The organism is Micromonospora sp. NPDC048839 (assembly GCF_040649915.1).
Lineage (GTDB): Bacteria > Actinomycetota > Actinomycetes > Mycobacteriales > Micromonosporaceae > Micromonospora.
Genome location: NZ_JBEZGL010000015.1, coordinates 65,325 through 82,182, shown reverse-complemented (window position 1 = coordinate 82,182; position 16,858 = coordinate 65,325). Strand labels below are relative to the sequence as shown.

20 protein-coding genes are annotated in these 16,858 nt (G+C 69.3%); 8 read left to right on the top strand and 12 right to left on the bottom strand.

Annotated elements, in window-relative coordinates; all coding sequences use genetic code 11:
- Window positions 1-42: 42 nt before the first annotated feature.
- Window positions 43-963, top strand: a complete 921-nt coding sequence (locus AB0C25_RS25570) for an alpha/beta hydrolase (RefSeq protein WP_357376758.1) — start codon at window positions 43-45, stop codon at window positions 961-963.
- Between the two features lie 60 nt (window positions 964-1,023).
- Here AB0C25_RS25570 and AB0C25_RS25565 read toward each other — a convergent pair whose 3' ends face one another.
- Entirely contained in the window at window positions 1,024-2,142 is a 1,119-nt protein-coding gene (locus tag AB0C25_RS25565; protein ID WP_357376757.1) for an NAD(P)/FAD-dependent oxidoreductase, read from the bottom strand.
- Window positions 2,143-2,195: 53 nt separating this feature from the next.
- On the opposite strand from AB0C25_RS25565, the gene AB0C25_RS25560 reads away from it, so the two are divergent.
- On the top strand, window positions 2,196-2,888 hold the full coding sequence (locus AB0C25_RS25560) for a TetR/AcrR family transcriptional regulator C-terminal domain-containing protein (protein WP_357376756.1): 693 nt from the start codon (window positions 2,196-2,198) through the stop codon (window positions 2,886-2,888).
- A 188-nt stretch (window positions 2,889-3,076) separates the two neighbouring features.
- Here AB0C25_RS25560 and AB0C25_RS25555 read toward each other — a convergent pair whose 3' ends face one another.
- Both AB0C25_RS25555 and AB0C25_RS25550 read right to left on the bottom strand, forming a co-directional pair.
- A complete protein-coding gene (locus tag AB0C25_RS25555) occupies window positions 3,077-3,679 on the bottom strand; it encodes a uridine kinase (RefSeq protein ID WP_357376755.1) in 603 nt (200 codons plus the stop codon).
- A gap of 135 nt (window positions 3,680-3,814) precedes the next feature.
- Window positions 3,815-4,216: a nuclear transport factor 2 family protein gene (locus AB0C25_RS25550; RefSeq protein WP_357376754.1), complete on the bottom strand. Its 402-nt coding sequence runs from the start codon at window positions 4,214-4,216 to the stop codon at window positions 3,815-3,817.
- Between the two features lie 84 nt (window positions 4,217-4,300).
- Here AB0C25_RS25550 and AB0C25_RS25545 point away from each other — a divergent pair, with 84 nt between their 5' ends.
- Entirely contained in the window at window positions 4,301-4,798 is a 498-nt protein-coding gene (locus tag AB0C25_RS25545; RefSeq protein WP_357376753.1) for an HNH endonuclease, read from the top strand.
- 102 nt (window positions 4,799-4,900) lie between these two features.
- Here AB0C25_RS25545 and AB0C25_RS25540 read toward each other — a convergent pair whose 3' ends face one another.
- The gene (locus tag AB0C25_RS25540) at window positions 4,901-5,425 is read right to left on the bottom strand and encodes an NUDIX hydrolase (protein ID WP_357376752.1); all 525 of its coding nucleotides are present in this window, start codon (window positions 5,423-5,425) and stop codon (window positions 4,901-4,903) included.
- A gap of 320 nt (window positions 5,426-5,745) precedes the next feature.
- Window positions 5,746-6,141 carry a RidA family protein gene (locus tag AB0C25_RS25535; RefSeq protein WP_357376842.1) on the bottom strand — a complete coding sequence of 132 codons (396 nt, stop codon included), beginning with the start codon at window positions 6,139-6,141 and terminating at the stop codon, window positions 5,746-5,748.
- 130 nt (window positions 6,142-6,271) lie between these two features.
- Here AB0C25_RS25535 and AB0C25_RS25530 point away from each other — a divergent pair, with 130 nt between their 5' ends.
- Window positions 6,272-7,246 (top strand): WYL domain-containing protein, encoded by a 975-nt coding sequence (locus AB0C25_RS25530; protein WP_357376751.1) that lies wholly within the window; start codon window positions 6,272-6,274, stop codon window positions 7,244-7,246.
- Between the two features lie 80 nt (window positions 7,247-7,326).
- On the opposite strand, the gene pip is transcribed toward AB0C25_RS25530, so the two are convergent.
- Entirely contained in the window at window positions 7,327-8,313 is a 987-nt protein-coding gene (pip, locus tag AB0C25_RS25525; protein WP_357376750.1) for a prolyl aminopeptidase, read from the bottom strand.
- Window positions 8,310-8,510 carry a hypothetical protein gene (locus tag AB0C25_RS25520; RefSeq protein WP_357376749.1) on the bottom strand — a complete coding sequence of 67 codons (201 nt, stop codon included), beginning with the start codon at window positions 8,508-8,510 and terminating at the stop codon, window positions 8,310-8,312. Before AB0C25_RS25520 ends, pip begins: the two co-directional genes overlap by 4 nt.
- A gap of 53 nt (window positions 8,511-8,563) precedes the next feature.
- On the opposite strand from AB0C25_RS25520, the gene AB0C25_RS25515 reads away from it, so the two are divergent.
- Window positions 8,564-8,959: a cupin domain-containing protein gene (locus tag AB0C25_RS25515; protein ID WP_357376748.1), complete on the top strand. Its 396-nt coding sequence runs from the start codon at window positions 8,564-8,566 to the stop codon at window positions 8,957-8,959.
- A 56-nt stretch (window positions 8,960-9,015) separates the two neighbouring features.
- Here the strand turns inward: AB0C25_RS25515 and AB0C25_RS25510 are convergent, their stop codons facing one another.
- From AB0C25_RS25510 to AB0C25_RS25500, 3 genes are all read right to left on the bottom strand, one after another.
- Window positions 9,016-10,917, bottom strand: a complete 1,902-nt coding sequence (locus tag AB0C25_RS25510; RefSeq protein ID WP_357376747.1) for a prolyl oligopeptidase family serine peptidase — start codon at window positions 10,915-10,917, stop codon at window positions 9,016-9,018.
- Between the two features lie 45 nt (window positions 10,918-10,962).
- The gene (rox, locus tag AB0C25_RS25505; RefSeq protein ID WP_357376746.1) at window positions 10,963-12,450 is read right to left on the bottom strand and encodes a rifampin monooxygenase; all 1,488 of its coding nucleotides are present in this window, start codon (window positions 12,448-12,450) and stop codon (window positions 10,963-10,965) included.
- Window positions 12,451-12,675: 225 nt separating this feature from the next.
- On the bottom strand, window positions 12,676-13,386 hold the full coding sequence (locus tag AB0C25_RS25500) for a TetR/AcrR family transcriptional regulator (RefSeq protein WP_357376745.1): 711 nt from the start codon (window positions 13,384-13,386) through the stop codon (window positions 12,676-12,678).
- A gap of 85 nt (window positions 13,387-13,471) precedes the next feature.
- On the opposite strand from AB0C25_RS25500, the gene AB0C25_RS25495 reads away from it, so the two are divergent.
- A complete protein-coding gene (locus AB0C25_RS25495) occupies window positions 13,472-14,335 on the top strand; it encodes an NmrA family NAD(P)-binding protein (RefSeq protein ID WP_357376744.1) in 864 nt (287 codons plus the stop codon).
- A 103-nt stretch (window positions 14,336-14,438) separates the two neighbouring features.
- Here AB0C25_RS25495 and AB0C25_RS25490 read toward each other — a convergent pair whose 3' ends face one another.
- A complete protein-coding gene (locus AB0C25_RS25490; protein ID WP_357376743.1) occupies window positions 14,439-15,056 on the bottom strand; it encodes a TetR family transcriptional regulator in 618 nt (205 codons plus the stop codon).
- Between the two features lie 92 nt (window positions 15,057-15,148).
- Between AB0C25_RS25490 and AB0C25_RS25485 the strand changes: the two genes are divergently transcribed.
- Both AB0C25_RS25485 and AB0C25_RS25480 read left to right on the top strand, forming a co-directional pair.
- Complete coding sequence (locus AB0C25_RS25485) at window positions 15,149-15,583, top strand: nuclear transport factor 2 family protein (protein WP_357376742.1); 435 nt, start codon at window positions 15,149-15,151, stop codon at window positions 15,581-15,583.
- Window positions 15,584-15,637: 54 nt separating this feature from the next.
- On the top strand, window positions 15,638-16,111 hold the full coding sequence (locus AB0C25_RS25480) for an HIT family protein (RefSeq protein WP_357376741.1): 474 nt from the start codon (window positions 15,638-15,640) through the stop codon (window positions 16,109-16,111).
- Between the two features lie 53 nt (window positions 16,112-16,164).
- Here the strand turns inward: AB0C25_RS25480 and AB0C25_RS25475 are convergent, their stop codons facing one another.
- Window positions 16,165-16,857, bottom strand: coding sequence for a class I SAM-dependent methyltransferase (locus AB0C25_RS25475; protein WP_357376740.1), 693 nt, complete (start codon window positions 16,855-16,857; stop codon window positions 16,165-16,167).
- Window position 16,858: the final 1 nt, after the last annotated feature.

The following is a 16,858-nucleotide window of genomic DNA, read 5'->3' as shown; positions in this document are numbered from 1 at the left end:
CAGTCTTGTACTGATCGTTCCAACATGCGTATGGTCAGCGGCATGACACACCTGAGTTCGCTACGGCTGCCCGACGGGTTCACCGATGTCTTCACCAGCCGCCTCGTGGAGGCGAACGGGCTGCGGTTGCACGCCGTCACCGGCGGGGAGGGCCCGCCGCTGCTGCTGGTCGGCGGGTGGCCGCAGACCTGGTACGCCTGGCGCGACGTGATGCCCGCGCTCGCCCGCGAGCACACCGTCGTCGCCGTGGACTCGCGCGGGGCCGGGCTCTCCGACAAGCCCGACGACGGTTACGACGCCGGCACGCTGGCCGCTGACCTGGTCGCGCTGATGGCCGCGCTCGGGCACGACCGGTTCGACATCGTCGGCCATGACATTGGCATGTGGACCGCGTACGCCCTCGCCGCCGATCACCCCGGGCGGCTGGGCCGGCTCGCCGTCGTCGACGCCATCATCCCCGGTCTCACGCCGACCCCGTCGGTCTTCAGCCCGGCCGCGGTCAACCAGCGGCTCTGGCACTTCGGCTTCAACCGGCTCACCGACCTCAACGAGGAGCTGGTCCGGGGACGGGAGCGGCTCTTCTTCGGCTACCAGTTCGCCAGGAAGGCTGCCACCCCCGAGGCGATCCCCGCGTACGCCGTCGACGTCTACGTCGATGCGATCGTCGCGGATCCTCGCGGTCTGCGGGCGAGCTTCGCGTACTACCGGGCGCTGGACGAGACGATCGCACAGAACGAGCAGCGCACGAAGACCCGGCTGACGCTGCCGGTGCTCGCCGTCGGCGGCGCGCGGTACAGCGGCGCGGCGGTCGCCGAGACGATGCGGCTGGCTGCCGACGACGTCACCGGGGTGCTCATCGACGACTGCGGCCATTACGTGGCCGAGGAGCAGCCGGCCCGGTTCAGCGAGGTCCTGGAGGACTTCCTCGGTGGCAAACCGGTAGCAGGCATGCCGCTCAGCTGACCCATCCGTGCTTCCACCCCCGTTCATTCCCGGTGGTGACGACCTGCCCGAGTCTGGCGGTCAGGACGGCTGGACGTGGTCGAAGAGGGCGAGGGCGTCGGCGGGGTCCGGGCTCACGAGGCGTTCCAGACCGGCCGTCGTGATCGTCGCCCACCTGCCGGCCCGTGCCCACATCTGCTCCTCGAAGGTACGGACGACCTCGTCCAGATTCTCGGGGTCGGCCGCGATGGACTCCGCGAGTTCGGCACCGTCCAGCATCGCGAGGTTCGCGCCGGCCCCCAACGGCGGCATCAGGTGGGCGGCGTCGCCCAGGAGCGTCACCCCGCGCACGTGGACCCAGGTGTGGGATTCGGGCAGGACGTAGAAAGGGCGGTGGACGAAGGCGGTGCCGTGGCCGAGCAGGTCGAGAACGGGAGAAGCCCAGCCGTCGAACAGCGCCAACAGGCCCGATCGCGTGGCCTCGACGTCGGCCAGATCCAGGCCGGCGTGCCAGTCCAGCGGTGCGCGGAACTTGGCGTACACCTTGACGTGACCGCCGCTGTTGCGCTGGGCGACAAGAGATCGGTTCACGCCGTACACGGCCACCGAACCGTCGCCGATCAACCGGGCGAGGTCGGGGTGGCGGGTGTCGACGTCGTCGAGGGAGGTCTCGACCGAGGTGACGCCGGTGTACTGCGGCGTCACCGGCGAGACTGCCGCGCGTACCCGGGACCAGGCGCCGTCCGCTCCCACCACGAGATCGAACGCCTCCTGCCGCCCGTCGGCGAAACGAACGAGTACGCCATCCGCGGTCCCCGGCACCACCTGCGCCACCTCTCGACCCCACCGCACGTCGAGGGAGCCGAGCAGCAGGTCACGGAGGTGCCCGCGGTCGATCTCCGGATTGGCCAGCTCCTCCGGATCGGGTTGCCAGTCGCGCAGAACGGTCCCCGCGGCGTCCAGGATGCGCATGGCCTGCCCCTCGGGACGAGACAGCGCCTGGAACTCTGCCCGCAGCCCGGCCTTGTCCAGTGCCAGCTGGCCCAGCCCTTCGTGCAGGTCCAGCGTGCCGCCCGGAGGGCGGGAGTCGGGCGCGGGATCGCGTTCGAGGACGGTGACGGGGTAGCCGTGGCGGTGCAGGACACGGGCGAAGGTAAGACCCCCAGGGCCACCCCCGACCACCGCGATACGCTGTCTCATAGCGATACACCGTATCCCGCCCGTACAATGCACCGCAACAACAGGGAGTGATCATGACCGTGTGGGACCGGCCGGAGCCGCCGAATCGCCCCGTGCCGCTCAGCCGGGAACAGATCATCGCCGCCGCCATCGCACTGGCCGACGAGGGCGGGCTGGAGGCGGTGTCGGTGCGCAAGGTCGCCGCCCGCCTGAACGCCGGCCCGATGCGGCTGTACGGATACATCTCCACCAAGGACGAGTTGCTCGACCTCATCGTGGACGAGGTCCACGCCGAGATCCTCCCCGCCGAGCGACCCGGTGACTGGCGGGAGGCGCTGCGCATCCTCGCCCAGCGCACCAGGCAGGCCGCGCTGCGCCACGTTTGGCTCGCCGATCTGCTCGGCGGCCGCCCGACCCTGGGCCCCAACGCCATGGCCGTGACCGAGGCCAAGTTGGCCGCCCTCGACGGTCTCGCCGACATCGACACGGTCCTGCGCGCCGTGGACACGGTCAGCGCCTACGTCATCGGTGCGATCAGGCGCGAAACCGCGAACCTGCGGGCCGAGCGCGCCACGGGCCTGTCCAAGCGCGACTGGCAACGCGCCTTCGGCCCGCACATGACGACAATGTTGGCCACGGGCCGCTTCCCGACGCTGTCCAAGGCCGTACACGACGGCACCGAGGTGGACCCCGAGGCGTCCTTCGCGACCGGCCTGGACTGGGTCCTCGACGCCGTGGCCGTCAAAATCACCCGACCGCCGGCGTAACGCTCACCTCCTGCCCACCCCGCGGATACGCAGGTAGGCGCGATCGTCGAAGCTCACCTGCCCAGGCAGCACCCCCTTGGTCCGGCGGTCGCACGGCGCACACCGCTCAACCGGCTCGCCAGTCGCACAACCCTGATCTCCGAGAGTGAAAAACTGACGTGACGACGTGCGGGTCGCCTCGATCTCGCTCAGCTCGGTCCTCGTCTGCCAACGTCGACCTTGATGAGGACCGGTCGGGTCACATCCTGGTTGTCGATGACGACGTCCGCGCGATCGTGCGGCGCGCAGGCGGTGAAGTACAGCCGCTGGCCGCCGACGTAGCGGCCGACGCTGGGATGGTCGGGGTCCGGATGCGAGCCGTCTCGTCGGGCCATCCGGGCCACGGTGACCGCGAACGGCGCGTCGAGAAATACGGAGAAGTCCCAGAACTCCACCAGCTCGTCACGGTGCAGGAACAACCCGTCGACGATGAGGACCGTGCCAGGCGGCGCGGTCCGCCACGCAAGATCCAGGACCTCGTCGGAACGCAGATCGTGGGCAGCAGGACGGTACCGGCGCGAACCACCGGGCCCGAACGGCTCCAGCACGTTGTGGACGAGGGCTTCGTAGTCGTAACTGTCGAGCCAGAAGCCCTCCGGCGAATCCCGGCCCCGGCGATGCCGCACAGCCCGACGGTGATGAAAGTCGTCCGCCGGCACGGGCACGACGTCACGTCCCCGCCCGCCCAGCAACGCGGCCAACTCACCGGCGAACGTCGACTTCCCCACCCCGTCGACCCCGTCAACGGCCACCCGTACGCACCGCGGCGCGGGGAACGTCGGAACCAGGTCAGCGACATCGTCAAGCAGTTGCCCCCGTACGACGTCCCCGCCCGTCCTCCCATCGGCACGCCGACCGCCCCCGGCCACCGTGCTCCCCCTCACCTGTCAGGGGCGCAGCGGCGTGCGGCGGGGAATCACCCTGCGATACGCGATGCGCCATCCAGCCGCTTCCCGACGCACGACGTCCTCGTAGACGACGCTGCCCACGCTGCCGTCGGCGGAGACCCCGATTCCCTTCGACCGCACCCGCACCGTGCCGTCCGGATCCTCGCTCACGCAGATGTTCGTGACGTGATGCCCGACCGGGTTCGCATCGCCCAACGCCAGGCCGGCTTCGGTGATCGCCTCGTACCCGTGCAGTTCACCGAACCCGAACGCGGAGACGTCGTACACGATGTCGGCACAGAACAGCTCGCCCATCCGGTCGAACTCGCCGCTGTCCATCAGATGACCGTGCAACGAGAGCAGCTCATGCACCGCGAGCCTGTCTTCGACCGACAACGCCACCAACGACCCCCACCCGACAAACGGACACCACCGACCTACCGACGTCGATATTCCTATCACGTCGGGGGCGAGAGAGCACGGCCGGTGACCGAGAGCCGGCCCAACGTGGGTACGGTGGGTGGCGTGCTCTCGGCCGTGAAGGGTCTGTCCCGCTACCACACCGAGGAGTCGCTGCGCACCTACCTGCTGCAGCGCTCACACCGCACCGAGGACGGCTGCCTGCTCATCGAAGGCTACGGGCGGCGACGCGGGGTGCACCAGAAGGTCGCCGGTCGTGCGTGGGCGCACATCGCCGCGTACGTCGTCCTCGTCGGCGGGTACGACCCCGCTCTCGACGTCGACCAGACCTGCGGCGCCGCCGACTGTATCGAGCCGACGCACCTGCGCCAGCTCAGCCGGACCGAAGCCAGCCGCACCCGCAACCAGCCGGCACAGTGCCGCAACGGCCACGACCGTGAACTCGACCCGGCGACCGATCGGTACCGGCGAGTCTGCCGGACATGCAACCGGGAGGCTCAACGCCGATGGCGCGAACGCGAGGCCGCCGAGGTAGCCCAAGCCCGCTCCGCCCATGGCCGCTGACGGCTTGTTCCTTGACGCACCACCACGAACACCTCCCCACCCCGAACCGGTCCGTCGGCCTCGCAGCCGCAACGCCGGTCTGCCGTCAGTCGAGCGGCGGGGTCAACGGGACATCGTGTAGAGGGTCAGCGCAGCCAGCGACGGCGCATCGACGATCTCACCAGCCAACACCATCGCCCGGATCTGCGCGTCGGTGAACGACAGGTGCACCATGTCCTGCTCGGTCGCCTCGCGGTCCGGTTCTCCCTCGGTCAACCCGGTGGCCAGGTAGACGTCGCAGCCCTGGGTGGAAAAGCCGTACGCCTCGTACAGGTGCCCCAGATGGGTGACCGTCTCCGCACGCAATCCGGTCTCCTCGGCCAACTCCTGGCGAGCCAGTGCGGCGGCGTCGCCCCTGATCCCGTGTCCCCAACTGCCCTGAGGGAACTCCCAAGCTCGCCGGCCAACCGGGTAGCGGAACTGTTCGACCAGCCAAAAGCCCTCAGCCCAGCGGGGCAGGACCAGCGCGGAGTCCGGCTTTTCCACCACCCCGTAGATGCCGGTGGAGCCGTCCGGCCGGCGAATGCGGTCCTCCCGGACGGTCATCCAGGCGTTGGTGTAGACGGTCCGGCTATCCAGGCGCTCCATCGCACGATGCTCGCAGGCCAACTGCATCGGTCGAAACGCCGTCGCAGCCACTGAACGGCTTCAGTGGGCCGCGGCCCCACCGGGACAGAACACCCGCTCATCGAAGGGCTACATCAACCTGATGCCTTACGCACAAGAACTGTCATTATGGTGCACGCCTGGTTCGCCCCTTTTGTGGTGGTGATTTACGGGATTACTGTTACTGGCAATACATTAAATAAGCGTCGCAGGACTTCCAGCGGGACTGAGCACCGGAACCATCCATGCCTGACGCTCGTGCCGGCTGAACCGGCACGAGCATCAGGGGCGACGACGTCACCTCACGCGACGGCGGTTGCCTCAAGCTCGACCATCTGTCCGGGGATCGCCAGCCGCGTCACCCCGAGCATCGTGGTGGTCGGTGCCACCCCGGCGGCACCCAACCGCGACGCCAGGACGCCGTAGTGCGGAAACAGCAGGTCGACGTCGGTGGTGTAGACGTTGAGCCGGACTAGGTTCGCGAGGGACATGCCGGCCTCGCCGAGCACGGCCTCCAGGTTGTCGAGGCTCAGCGCCAACTGCGCGGCCAGGTCCCCGTCATGCAGAGGTTTGCCGTCGCCGCTCATCGCGGTCTGTCCGGAGCAGTACAGGGTCCGGCTGTGCCCGGACACGACCTCACCCTGGTTGAATCCCATGTCCAAAGACCAGGTCACGGGGTTGACTGCCGTTCGCTGCACTGCCACATCAGCTCCATTCGACTCAAAGGACGTACGCCCACGGGCTCGGTAGCCACCGTCGTTGACGTCGCGTTGATGAGCCTGCCAAGCAATCACGACACCCTGTGTCGTGTATCGGTAGACTTCTCATATGCGTGCCGACCGATTGGTCTCGCTGGTGCTGCTGCTGCGCCAACGCGGTCGGCTGTCCGCGGCCACGCTGGCCCGCGAGCTGGAGGTGTCCACCCGCACGGTGCTGCGCGACATCGAGGCGCTGTCCGCCGCAGGCGTCCCCGTCCGTGCCGACCGCGGTCGGCACGGAGGATTCGCACTGTTGCCCGGGTTCCGGACCGAGCTCACCGGACTGAATCACGACGAAGCGCTCGCCCTGCTCGTCGCCGGATCGCGGCGCGGCGCTCAGGCATTCGGCCTCGGCTCGGCGCTGGCCTCGGCCATGCGCAAGGTGGTCGACGCGCTGCCCGAAGGCTATCGGGCCACTGCGGCCGACGCGGTCCAGCGATTGCTCATCGACCCGCAGACCGACCTGCTGTCGCGCCGGCAGGTCCCCGACGAAGTGCCCGACGCCGTAGTGGCCGAGGTCCGACGTGCGGTGTTCGCCGGACACAAACTGCGCATCCATTACGCGGCCGTGGACCAAACCCCGACGTGGCGCACGGTGGACCCGATCGGCCTCGTCACGGTACGCGACCAGGGCTACCTGCTGGCCACGAGATCCGGCGCGGACCGCACCTACCGGCTGTCCCGAATCGTGGCCGCCGAGGCACTCGCCGAACCCGCACAGCGACCGGACCGGGTCGATCTGGACGGGGCCTGGCAGCAACGCAGCACGCAGTTTCGCAACGGCGGCGACCAAGTCATCGTGCTGGCACGGGTGAACCCCGTGCGACGGGAGGACTTGGTGGGCACCGCACTGGCCGTGCGCGCCGAGGAGACCGACGCAGACGGCTGGCTGCGGATGGAGGTGACCTTCCAAGACCCGAGACACGCCGAATGGGCGCTCTGGCAGCTCGCGACGCACGTGGAAGCCGTGGCCCCGCAGTGGTTGCGCACCTCCCTCCGCAACCGGGCGGCCGCGATCGCCGCCCGCTACGGGGTGCCATCCTGAGAGGTCGATCGGGGCTTCGCGTCGGGCGACTGCTCCCATGCCGGTCCGGTTCACGGAATGACAGCGCCGACCTGAGGCCATCACGGGCGGCTTCGTACGCCCAGGGAGTCGTTGACGGCGAATCGGTCGAGGGCATGAAGAACGTGCTCGCGGGTCTCGGCGGTGCCGAGATGCCCTGCACTCTCGATCACTGTCAACGTCGAGCCGGGCCAGGCACGGTGCAGGTCCCACGCTGTTTGCAGCGGTCCGCCCAGGTCGAGTCGGCCGTGGATGAGGACACCGGCGATGCTGGCCAACCGGCCAGCATCGCGCAGCAGTGCGCCCTCTTCCAGCCACGCGCCATGGGCGAAGTAGTGCGCGCAGATGCGCACGAAGGCCAGCCGCGCCGCGGGAGGGCGATCGCCGTACGGATGTGACGCACCGCCGGTCTCTCCGGACAGGACCGCGTCTTCCCAGGCGCACCAGTCGATCGTGGCCCTGTCCCGCACGGCGGGGTCCGGGTGTTCCATCAGGCGGGCGTACGCGGCGACGACATCCCCGTCGCGGGATGTGCCCGGGGCTCCTTCGAGGAATCGTTCCCACTGCTCGGGGAAAAACCGCCCGACGCCTCGGTAGAGCCAGTCGATGTCGGCGCGCCTGGTCATGGTGACGGCGGCGATGACGATCTCGGAGACCCGCTGGGGGTGCTGCTGCGCGTAGGCCAGGATGAGCGTGGAACCCCAGGATCCGCCATGCAGCAGCCAGCGGTCGATGCCGAGGCGTTCGCGCAGCCGTTCCATGTCGGCGATCAGGTGCCAGGTGGTGTTGTGCCGCATATCGGTCGCCGGATCGCTCGCGTGTGGTGTGCTGCGACCGCAACCACGCTGGTCGAACAGGACCACCCGGTACCGGGCCGGATCGAAGTACCGACGCCAGCTGGTCCCACACCCCGAGCCGGGCCCGCCGTGGACGACAAGCGCTGGCTTACCGGCCGGGTTACCGCACACCTCCCAGTACACGACGTTGCCGTCGCCGACGTCGAGCATGCCGGTCTCGTACGGCTCGATCGGTGGGTACAGCTCGGTCAAGGTCCAGACCTCCCGGCGTGCAGCACGGTGTCCGGGACGGCGGCGCACAGCGTGAAGTCGTACCAGTGGAGGTCGATCTCCGGGCGGCGCAGGCCGAACAGTTCGGTGGCCACGCCCAGCTCGAACGGGTTCGACCCGTCGTCGACGAGCATCACCACCCGATGCGCGTCGCCAGGCTGCGAGGATTGTTGCGGCATACGCGATTTCTAGCACTCGCGCCTCGCTGACGGCATGGGCGACGATGGCAGCCATGATCAGTGAACCGGTCGAGCTGTCCGCCGCCCTGGCCACCTTCGAGGCGCTGTGGAGCCCGCGCATCGTGACGCAGGTCAACGACTATGACGTACGCATCGCCAAGGTCGCTGGCGAGCACGTGTGGCACCGCCACGACAACACCGACGAGTTCTTCCTCGTACTGTCCGGGCAGTTGACCATCGCCCTGCGCCTACCGGGCGAGCAGGAACGCACCGTGGTGCTGCCGCAGGGGTCGGTGTTCGTCGTACCGCGCGGCACCGACCACAAACCCTCGTCCGCGGACGGTGCCGCGATCCTGATGTTCGAACCCACCGGCACCCTCACCGTCGGCGACCACCATGACCCCGTGCCCGACCACGTCGACACCACGACTGGGCATGACCTGCGGTGATCCCGCCCAACGTGGGACCGCCCGCCGGTTACCACTGACAGGTCCACGTGCCCCGGTCAGGGCCGCAGCCAGCGATCGAACCACGCGCGGGTCCGATGCAGGACGTCGATCTGGTGGTGGCGTTCCCGGATCGAGTGGCCCTCTCTCGGGTAGATCACGAACTCGTGCTCGACGTCGAAGTGGCGCAACGCACGATGCAGGTACACGGCCTGTCCGAGGGGAACGTTCGTGTCCTCGGCGCCGTGCAGGATGAGCACCGGAGTGCGGATGTGGCTGGCGAAGGAGATCGGGCTGACCGCGTCGTGTGGGTGTGGTCCGATGCCGGACCAGCCGGTGCTGCCACCGAGCGCGGCTTCGAACTGGCCGTTGTCCCCGGTCGCGGCGAGCATGCCCCAGTCGACGACGCCGGCGCCGACCAACGCGGCGCGGAAACGGTCGGTCTGGCCGACGGCCCAGGCGGACATGAAGCCGCCGTGACTCCAGCCGGCGATGCCCAGTCGATCCGAGTCGGCGATGCCCTCGGCGACGAGCAGGTCGATGCCGGTCAGGATGTCCGTCCACTCCTGCTGTCCGACCCGGCCGGCGACGCTGGCGGCGAAGCCGTGGCCGTGGCCCTGACCACCGCGCGGGTTGGGCAACAACACGGCGTAGCCGGCGGCGGCCAGCCACTGCGCGCTGGGGAACCAGAACAACTGGCACCGATCGGCGTAGCGGTCGTACGGGCCGCCGTGCACGATCGTGATGAGCGGGAACGGACCCTGCGCTGCGGTTCTTCCGACCGGCAGGACGAGCAGGCCGTCCAGGTCGAGGCCGTCGGCGGCCCGGTAGGCCAGCGGTTGTTGCGTGCCGAGTGCGATGCCGTCCAGTTCCGGGCGGGTATTGGTGATCCTTCGCAGCGCCCCGGTTGGCGGTCCGACATGGACGTTCGGCGGCTGATGGCGGGTGCCGGTGAGGACGGCGACTACCGCACCGGCAGGGGTGGTGGTGAGGTTATCGAGGCGTCCGGGGTGCTGCGACAGGGTCGTGAGGCCGGTGGGGTCGAGCCGGGCCAGGGTCGTGTTCAGGCCGTCGGCGCACACCACCAACGGCGCGGCGCCGGTCTGGCAGAGTTCGGTGGGGCACATCGGAAGACCAGCCGTGCGGTTGCGCAGGACGCGGCTGTCCACGGCCAGGTCGAACACGGCGGTGCCGGCCTGCAGACCCGGTGGGGTGAGCGCGAGGTGTCCGAGGTGCCAGCCGTCCTCGCCCGGCCACCAGGCCAGCGATTGTGCATCGACCCCGACCGGCCCGAGGTCCTCCACGGTTCCGGTGGTGGGGTCGAGCAGGTGCAGTTGTCCGCTGCGCGGACCGTGGTCGTTGTCGGCGCTGGCCCTGGTCAGCACGGCAAGTGGCCCGCCGCCGGGACGTTGCCGCAGTTCCACGACGTGCCGGTCAGCGAACACGTTCGGGGTGGTGATCCGGCCGGTGCGCAGGTCGAGCAGACGCAACCGGGCACACGGTTCGCGCTCGCCGACGACGATGGCGTCGTCGCGGTTCCGGGCGCGGCGCGCGTCCGGCCCGGTGGGTTCGTCCTCGGCGAGCAGAGCGACCAGGGTGGGGTCGTCGAGCGGCAGATGGTCGATGACGCCGGTGCGCCAGCTGGTCACCGTGGTCAACGTGCCGTCGGAGAGGTTGAGCGCGTGTAGCTGCGGGGTGCCACGGACGGCGCGGTCGGACAGGAAGAACAGGGTCGCCGAGTCGGAAGACCAGCGTGGTTGGGACTCGGTCGCGGTGTCGTCGGTCGCCCGGCGCGACGCGACGGCGCCATCGGTGTCGACGAGCCAGAGTTCGGTGTCGAGGCGGTCCCCGGTGCGGCTCATCGGAGCGAGGACGTAGCAGAGCCGGCGCCCGTCCGGGGCGAGCGCCGGGCTCTGCGGGGCACGACCATCGACCACGAGCTCGGCGGTCAGACCTGTCATGCGATCAGTCTGCCCGGTGTCGATCGAGTCGATCAAGAAGCGACGTCAGTGGGTAAACGTGCCGAACCAGCGGGAAAGATGATCGTCCAGGCTTTCCTGGTCGTCGCCGATCCAGGCGACGTGCCCATCGGGGCGCAGCAGGACACCAGGCACGTCCAGCGCCGCGGTGGGATCGGCGAGGTGGTCGACCCGGTCTGACCAGCCGCCGACGGTCAGGCGTTCGGTGCGGTCCAGCAGCAGGCCGCGACCGCGATGCAGCAGACCGTAGAGATTGCCCTGTTTCACGGCGACGTCGCCCAGACGGCGTCCGAGCAGATCGGGACCCGCGCCGAAGTCGTAGCGGATGGCGACTGCGGTGATCTTCTCCAGCAGGTAGCGGTTGACCTCGTCGAAGTCCATCAGCTCGCTGAGCAGCCTGCGCACGGCCCGTGGACCCGGTTCGGTGGACAGCAACTCCGTCTGGGCGCGGGTGTTGTCCAACACGTCCTCGGCGACCGGACGGCGTTCGGCCTGGTAGGTGTCCAGCAGCGCGTCCGGCGCCCAGCCGCGGATCCGCCCAGCCAGTTTCCAGCCCAGGTTGACCGCGTCCTGGACGCCCAGGTTGAGGCCCTGGCCGCCGATGGGTGGATGGATGTGCGCCGCGTCGCCGGCGAGGAGCACCCTCCCGACCCGATAACGTTCGGCGAGGCGCGTGGCATCGCCGAAGCGGGACAACCAGCGCGGAGAGTGGACGCCGAAATCGGTTCCGGCGATGCTGCGCAACTGTTGTTGGAAGTCCTCAAGGGTGGGTGGTTCCGTGCGGTCGCTTACTCCCGCCGCGGGGACCAGCACGCTGTAGACCCCTCCCCCGAAGGGCCTGAGCCAGAACCGTTGTGGGGCCTCGCCGAGTGCGGTCACCGTGGCGGCGACCTCCTCCGGGGGCATGCCCACCTTCATCTCACCCATCAGCGTCTCGGTGCGTGCGGGCTCACCGGGGAAGCCGACACCGAGCAGTTTGCGTACGGTGCTGCGCCCGCCGTCGCAGCCGACGAGGTAGCGCGACCGCAACCGTTCCCCGTCGGCCAGCAGGACTGTCACGCCCTCGTCGTCCTGCCGCACGTCGGCGACCGCGCACCCGTGCCGTACCTGCGCACCCAGTTCGAGCGCGCGTTCTTCGAGCACGTTCACGATGACCGGCTGCGGGATTCCCAGCAGATAGGCGTACGCGGAGTCCAGGCCCTTCGGCGCGGGTTTGGCGATGGCGGCGAAGAAGCCGGCAGCCGGACGCCGCCGCCCGTGCGGGAGGACCCGATCCAGCAGTCCGCGCATCGCCATCAGCTCGAGACTGCGCATGTGCAGACCGACGATGCGGACGAACGACGCGGGTTCGGTTTCCTTTTCCAGGACGAGTACCCGCACCTCGTGCAGCCGTAGTTCGGCGGCCAGCATGGCTCCGGTCGGCCCACACCCGGCGATGATCACGTCGAAGGTGAGGGGCGCGCGGCCGGCCCGACCGTCGGACGGCTGCTCACTGGTGAATTGCGGAGAGCGCATAGGTGTTGCCCTTCGAGAGTGCCTTGGTGGCGAGGCGCTCCCGGCGACACCTACGTCAATCGCCCGGCCGTGACGGAAGGGGGAGCACCCATATCGATACAGCGGTCATGGGTCTCACCTCCTCGGGCGGTGTCACGGTCAGCCGCAAACTACGGTCCGCGCACCAGCGCGTCCAGTGTTTTTCCCTCCGAAACGGACTACCGGCGGTGGCCCCGCGCGGCGCGGTCAGGCGGTCAACGATCGGCGGAGCCACTCCGTCATGAGCGCGCGTTCGGCGTCGGTGAGCCCCGGAAGGTCGGGCACCACCGTGGCGAAGGTGACCGCCACCGCGCGCACTGTGGTGTCGGGCGTCGCCGGAGCGCTCACGAGGATGCTGCTGAGCACGGCGTCGAACATGGCGTCACCCAGACCACTGTCGCGCTCCTGCGGAGGTGTCGCCAGGAGGGCGAGGATGGTTCCGTTGCCGGCGGCGTGGATCATCATGAGTGCGCGCCGCTCGTCGACGCCCAGCAGGCCGGCCGCGGCCAGTCGCCGCACGCGGGTGCGCAGCACCTCGATGCCGGCAGCCGTCGCCGGCGACGGCCTGCCGGTATCCCGAGTGCCGATGAGGGCGTACAACTCGGGGTTCGCCAGGCCGAACTCGATATGCACCCGCCATCCGAGCCGCAGGTCCGCTACCGGATCTCCTTCGGCGGCCTGCACCACGGCGGATTTGGCGGCGACGTAGGTGGCCATGACGTGTTCCGCGACGGCATCGATCAGGCCGTCCTTGTCACCGAAGAGGCGGTAGATGGTGGGCGCCTGCACACCGGCCGCCTGGGCGACGGCTCGCGTTGTCACCGCGCTCGCGCCCTTCTCCCGCAGCAGTTGGCTGGCTGCCGTGACGATGCCCTGCCGCACGTCGTCTCGGGATGTCGTGTCCTGCGCCGCAGTCATGAATCAATGCTAACAGAAACTTGTTATCCTCGAACTATCACTGCTAACGTTGCGACGATATCGCCGATAACAGGGAGTGCTCATCATGTTCGTCATCACCGGTGCCACCGGTCAGCTCGGCTCCCAGATCGTCGATCGGCTGCTCGAGCGGGTGCCCGCCGACACCGTGGGCGTCAGCGTGCGGGACGTGACCAAGGCGGCGGGTCTCGCCGCGCGCGGCGTACGGGTCCGCGCCGGAGACTTCACCGACCCGACCACGCTGCGACACGCCTTCGAGGGCGCCGACAAGGTCCTGGTCGTGTCCGCCGCCATTCGCGGCGCCGGCGCGATCACCGCGAACCGCGCCGCCATCGACGCCGCCCACGCCGTCGGGGCCAAGCGCGTGCTGTACACCAGCCACCAGGCGGCGGCCGAGGATTCGCTCTTCCCCGCCCAGCACACGCATGCCGAGACCGAGGAGCACCTGGCCGGACTGGGTGTTCCCTTCACCGCCCTGCGCAACGGCTTCTACGCGAGCACGCTCAGCTTCGCCATCGGCACGGCCCTCGACACCGGACAGCTCGTGGCGCCAGCGGACGGTCCGGTGTCCTGGACGGCACATGCCGACCTCGCCGAGGCCGCGGCCGTCGCCCTCGCCGAGGACGGCGTACTCGACGGGGTCACGGCCCCGCTCACCGCGCCGGAGATGCTCGACCTCGAGGCGGTGGCGGGCATCCTCAGCACCGTGACGGGCCGCACCATCAGGCGTGTCGTCGTGGATGACGACCAGTGGCGGGCCACCGCCATCGCCCGTGGCATGCCCGCGGCGGCAGCCGACTTCACCCTCGGCATGTACCGCGCGGCTCGCCGTGGCGAGTTCGCCGTCACCGACCCGACACTGGAGGCCCTCATCGGTCACCGTCCGACGTCCGTCCGTACGGTGCTCACGGCCATCGCCGCCCAGGCCTGAGGGCGCAGCTCAGTCGACGGCCCGGCCTCGTCCTTCGTACCGTCGATCGGGCCGCCGACCAGCTACCCCGCGCGGTGCCGTGCGTGCCCCACCGGGTCGCGGCTCACCTCGCGCCGGCGGGCCGGACCGACGACGGCGGCATCTCGGCCGTGGCCAACGTCTGGAAGCACGGACGAAGTAGCTCGATGATCTCCTCGGGTGAGGCGTCCGCGAGTCGGCCGAGTCGAAGCAGGTAACGCTCGATGATCACGCCGTGGACGATTGCGCTGAGCAGGCTGGCGCGCAGTTCGGCGTCCTCGGTCGGAATCGCGGTGGTGATCTGGCTGAGCTGGGGCTCGGCGGCGGCCCGGTACCGCTCGGCGGCGTCGCTGTTGGTGAGCATGGAACGCAGGACCGCCAGTGAGGCGACCGGTTCGCCGACCAGGCGGCTGGCGAGCGACGCGAGCAGGACTTCGACGATCTCTTCACCGCCGCCGCCGGGCAGATCGCCGGCCGGCAGGTCGTCGGCGGGCAGTTCGGCGGCCCGGGAGAAGAGGTTGTCCTTGGTGCCGTAGTAGTGCATCACCAGGCCGGCGTCGACCCCGGCCGCCCTGGCCACGGCACGGATCGTGGTGCGCTCGTAGCCGAGTTCGGCGAACATCTGCCGGGCCGCCGTCAGGATGCTCTCTTCGGTATGGCGGCGCTGCTGGGCTCGAGTCAACCGCGGGCTCGGTTCGGTCACCTGGTCATTCTACGGTTGTTGACCGGCCCCCTTGTTCGTTCTACGCTGGTTCAATCAACGCTTGTTCAACCAATGCTGGCCAGGAGGTCGCGATGACAACCTCGTCCCGCACGGTCGTCGAGATGGTGCTGCGGGCCGGCCGCGAGGTCGACATCGACGCGTTCGTGGCGTTGATGTCGCCGGACGGATACATCGAGTGGCCCTACCGACCGGCCGGCGTGCCCGGTCGGCTACGAGGGCGTGCGGAGATTCGCCGTCATCTCACGGAGACAGCCGGCAGCTTCGTCACGTTCGACGAATACCGCAACGTGGTGCTGCACGAGACCGCCGACCCCGAGGTCGTCATCGTGGAGTACGAGGCGTACGGCAGCCTCGTCGCCACCGCCCAGCCGTTCAAGCAGACGGTGATCGCGGTCATCCGAGTCCGCAATGGCCGGATTCTGTCCTATCGCGACTACGTCAATCCCCTGCCCCTGGTCGAGGCGCTGACCAGCGTCACGACAGGGCCGACTGGTCGGGTCGGGTAAGCGAACCATCGTAAATTGGATTGCGGTTCGGGCAGACACCGTTACGTTCTGATCATGGCGAGGAACGGAAGTCCGGCGGGTGCGGGCCCAGGCGATTGCATCTTCTGTGCGATCGTTCGTGGCGAGGCGGAGGCCAGCATCGTCTATGAGGACGATGGTGTGGTCGCCTTCATGGATGTGCAGCCCGTGACGCCGGGGCATCTGTTGGTCGTGCCGCGGGCCCATGCCGTGGGGATGGAAGATCTGGCCGAGGGCGACGGCGTGCGGGTGTGGACGGTGGCCCAGCAACTAGCGCTGGCGCTCCGCCGGTCCGAGTTGCGGTGTGAGGGCGTCAATCTCTTCCTGGCCGACGGGGAAGCTGCTTTCCAGGAGGTTTTTCATCTCCATCTGCATGTGTTCCCGCGCTTCGTCGGTGACAGCTTCCGGATCGATGCGGATTGGCGAGTTCGGGACCGTCAGGAGTTGAACCAGGCGGCTGCGGCCGTGCGTGAGGGATGGGCAGCCCGGACGAACGCCGCCACTCGTTGATCCGCGTGGTCGGTGTAACGGGTCGCGGGTACCGCCAGCTGCGGTGCGCGTCGTCAGGGGCGGCGTAGGCGCAGGGCGACGAAGCTCGGGCGCTCGGTCAGCCGCTCGTAGCGCTCCGGGTTGACGGCGCGCAGCGTCTCGACCGCCTGCGGCTCGACCAGCCGTTCCAGCACGAACCCGGCGTCGAGCACCTCGGTCACCAGGGACTCGATGGTCATCCGCTGGAAGCGCATGGTGATCCCGTCGGCCACCGGGAACTCGACCCAGCTCTCGTCGAAGAACGATTCGCCGAAGTACCGCCAGTCCGACGTCGGATGTGTCGTCGACAGCAGGAACCAGCCGCCCGGCCGCAGCACTCGCCGCACCTCGCCGAGGAACCGGGCCCGGTCGGTCAGGTGTTGCAACACCAGCGCGCAGACGACTCCGTCGAACGACGAGTCGGCCGCGAACTCCAGCGGGGCGTCCAGGTCGTGCTGCTGGATCTCGGCGCGATCGCCGAGCAGTGCCCGGGCGTGCCGGACCAGCGTCGCGCTGCCGTCCACCGCCACCACCTGGGCTCCCCGGTCGACCAACTCGGCCGCGTAGTGCCCACCGCCGCAGCCGGCGTCCAGGATCCGAAGACCGGCGACGTCGCCGGCGAGCGTCAGCATGGCCGGCCGGTCCGTGTAGGCGTTGTGCGGACCGTCGGCGGCGTGCGCCGCGAAGACGTCACCGGCCTGGTCGTGGTACGCGTTGGCTGCGGGCATC

Excerpts from the sequence above, each read along its gene's own strand:
- AB0C25_RS25495 (WP_357376744.1), top strand. The coding sequence starts at position 13,472 with ATGTTCGTCATCACCGGTGCCACCGGTCAGCTCGGCTCCCAGATCGTC.
- AB0C25_RS25475 (WP_357376740.1), bottom strand. The coding sequence starts at position 16,857 with ATGCCCGCAGCCAACGCGTACCACGACCAGGCCGGTGACGTCTTCGCG.
- AB0C25_RS25565 (WP_357376757.1), bottom strand. The coding sequence starts at position 2,142 with ATGAGACAGCGTATCGCGGTGGTCGGGGGTGGCCCTGGGGGTCTTACC.
- AB0C25_RS25570 (WP_357376758.1), top strand. The coding sequence starts at position 43 with ATGACACACCTGAGTTCGCTACGGCTGCCCGACGGGTTCACCGATGTC.
- AB0C25_RS25480 (WP_357376741.1), top strand. The coding sequence starts at position 15,638 with ATGGCGAGGAACGGAAGTCCGGCGGGTGCGGGCCCAGGCGATTGCATC.
- AB0C25_RS25560 (WP_357376756.1), top strand. The coding sequence starts at position 2,196 with ATGACCGTGTGGGACCGGCCGGAGCCGCCGAATCGCCCCGTGCCGCTC.
- AB0C25_RS25530 (WP_357376751.1), top strand. The coding sequence starts at position 6,272 with ATGCGTGCCGACCGATTGGTCTCGCTGGTGCTGCTGCTGCGCCAACGC.
- rox (WP_357376746.1), bottom strand. The coding sequence starts at position 12,450 with ATGCGCTCTCCGCAATTCACCAGTGAGCAGCCGTCCGACGGTCGGGCC.
- AB0C25_RS25540 (WP_357376752.1), bottom strand. The coding sequence starts at position 5,425 with ATGGAGCGCCTGGATAGCCGGACCGTCTACACCAACGCCTGGATGACC.
- AB0C25_RS25515 (WP_357376748.1), top strand. The coding sequence starts at position 8,564 with ATGATCAGTGAACCGGTCGAGCTGTCCGCCGCCCTGGCCACCTTCGAG.
- AB0C25_RS25485 (WP_357376742.1), top strand. The coding sequence starts at position 15,149 with ATGACAACCTCGTCCCGCACGGTCGTCGAGATGGTGCTGCGGGCCGGC.
- AB0C25_RS25510 (WP_357376747.1), bottom strand. The coding sequence starts at position 10,917 with ATGACAGGTCTGACCGCCGAGCTCGTGGTCGATGGTCGTGCCCCGCAG.
- AB0C25_RS25500 (WP_357376745.1), bottom strand. The coding sequence starts at position 13,386 with ATGACTGCGGCGCAGGACACGACATCCCGAGACGACGTGCGGCAGGGC.
- AB0C25_RS25520 (WP_357376749.1), bottom strand. The coding sequence starts at position 8,510 with ATGCCGCAACAATCCTCGCAGCCTGGCGACGCGCATCGGGTGGTGATG.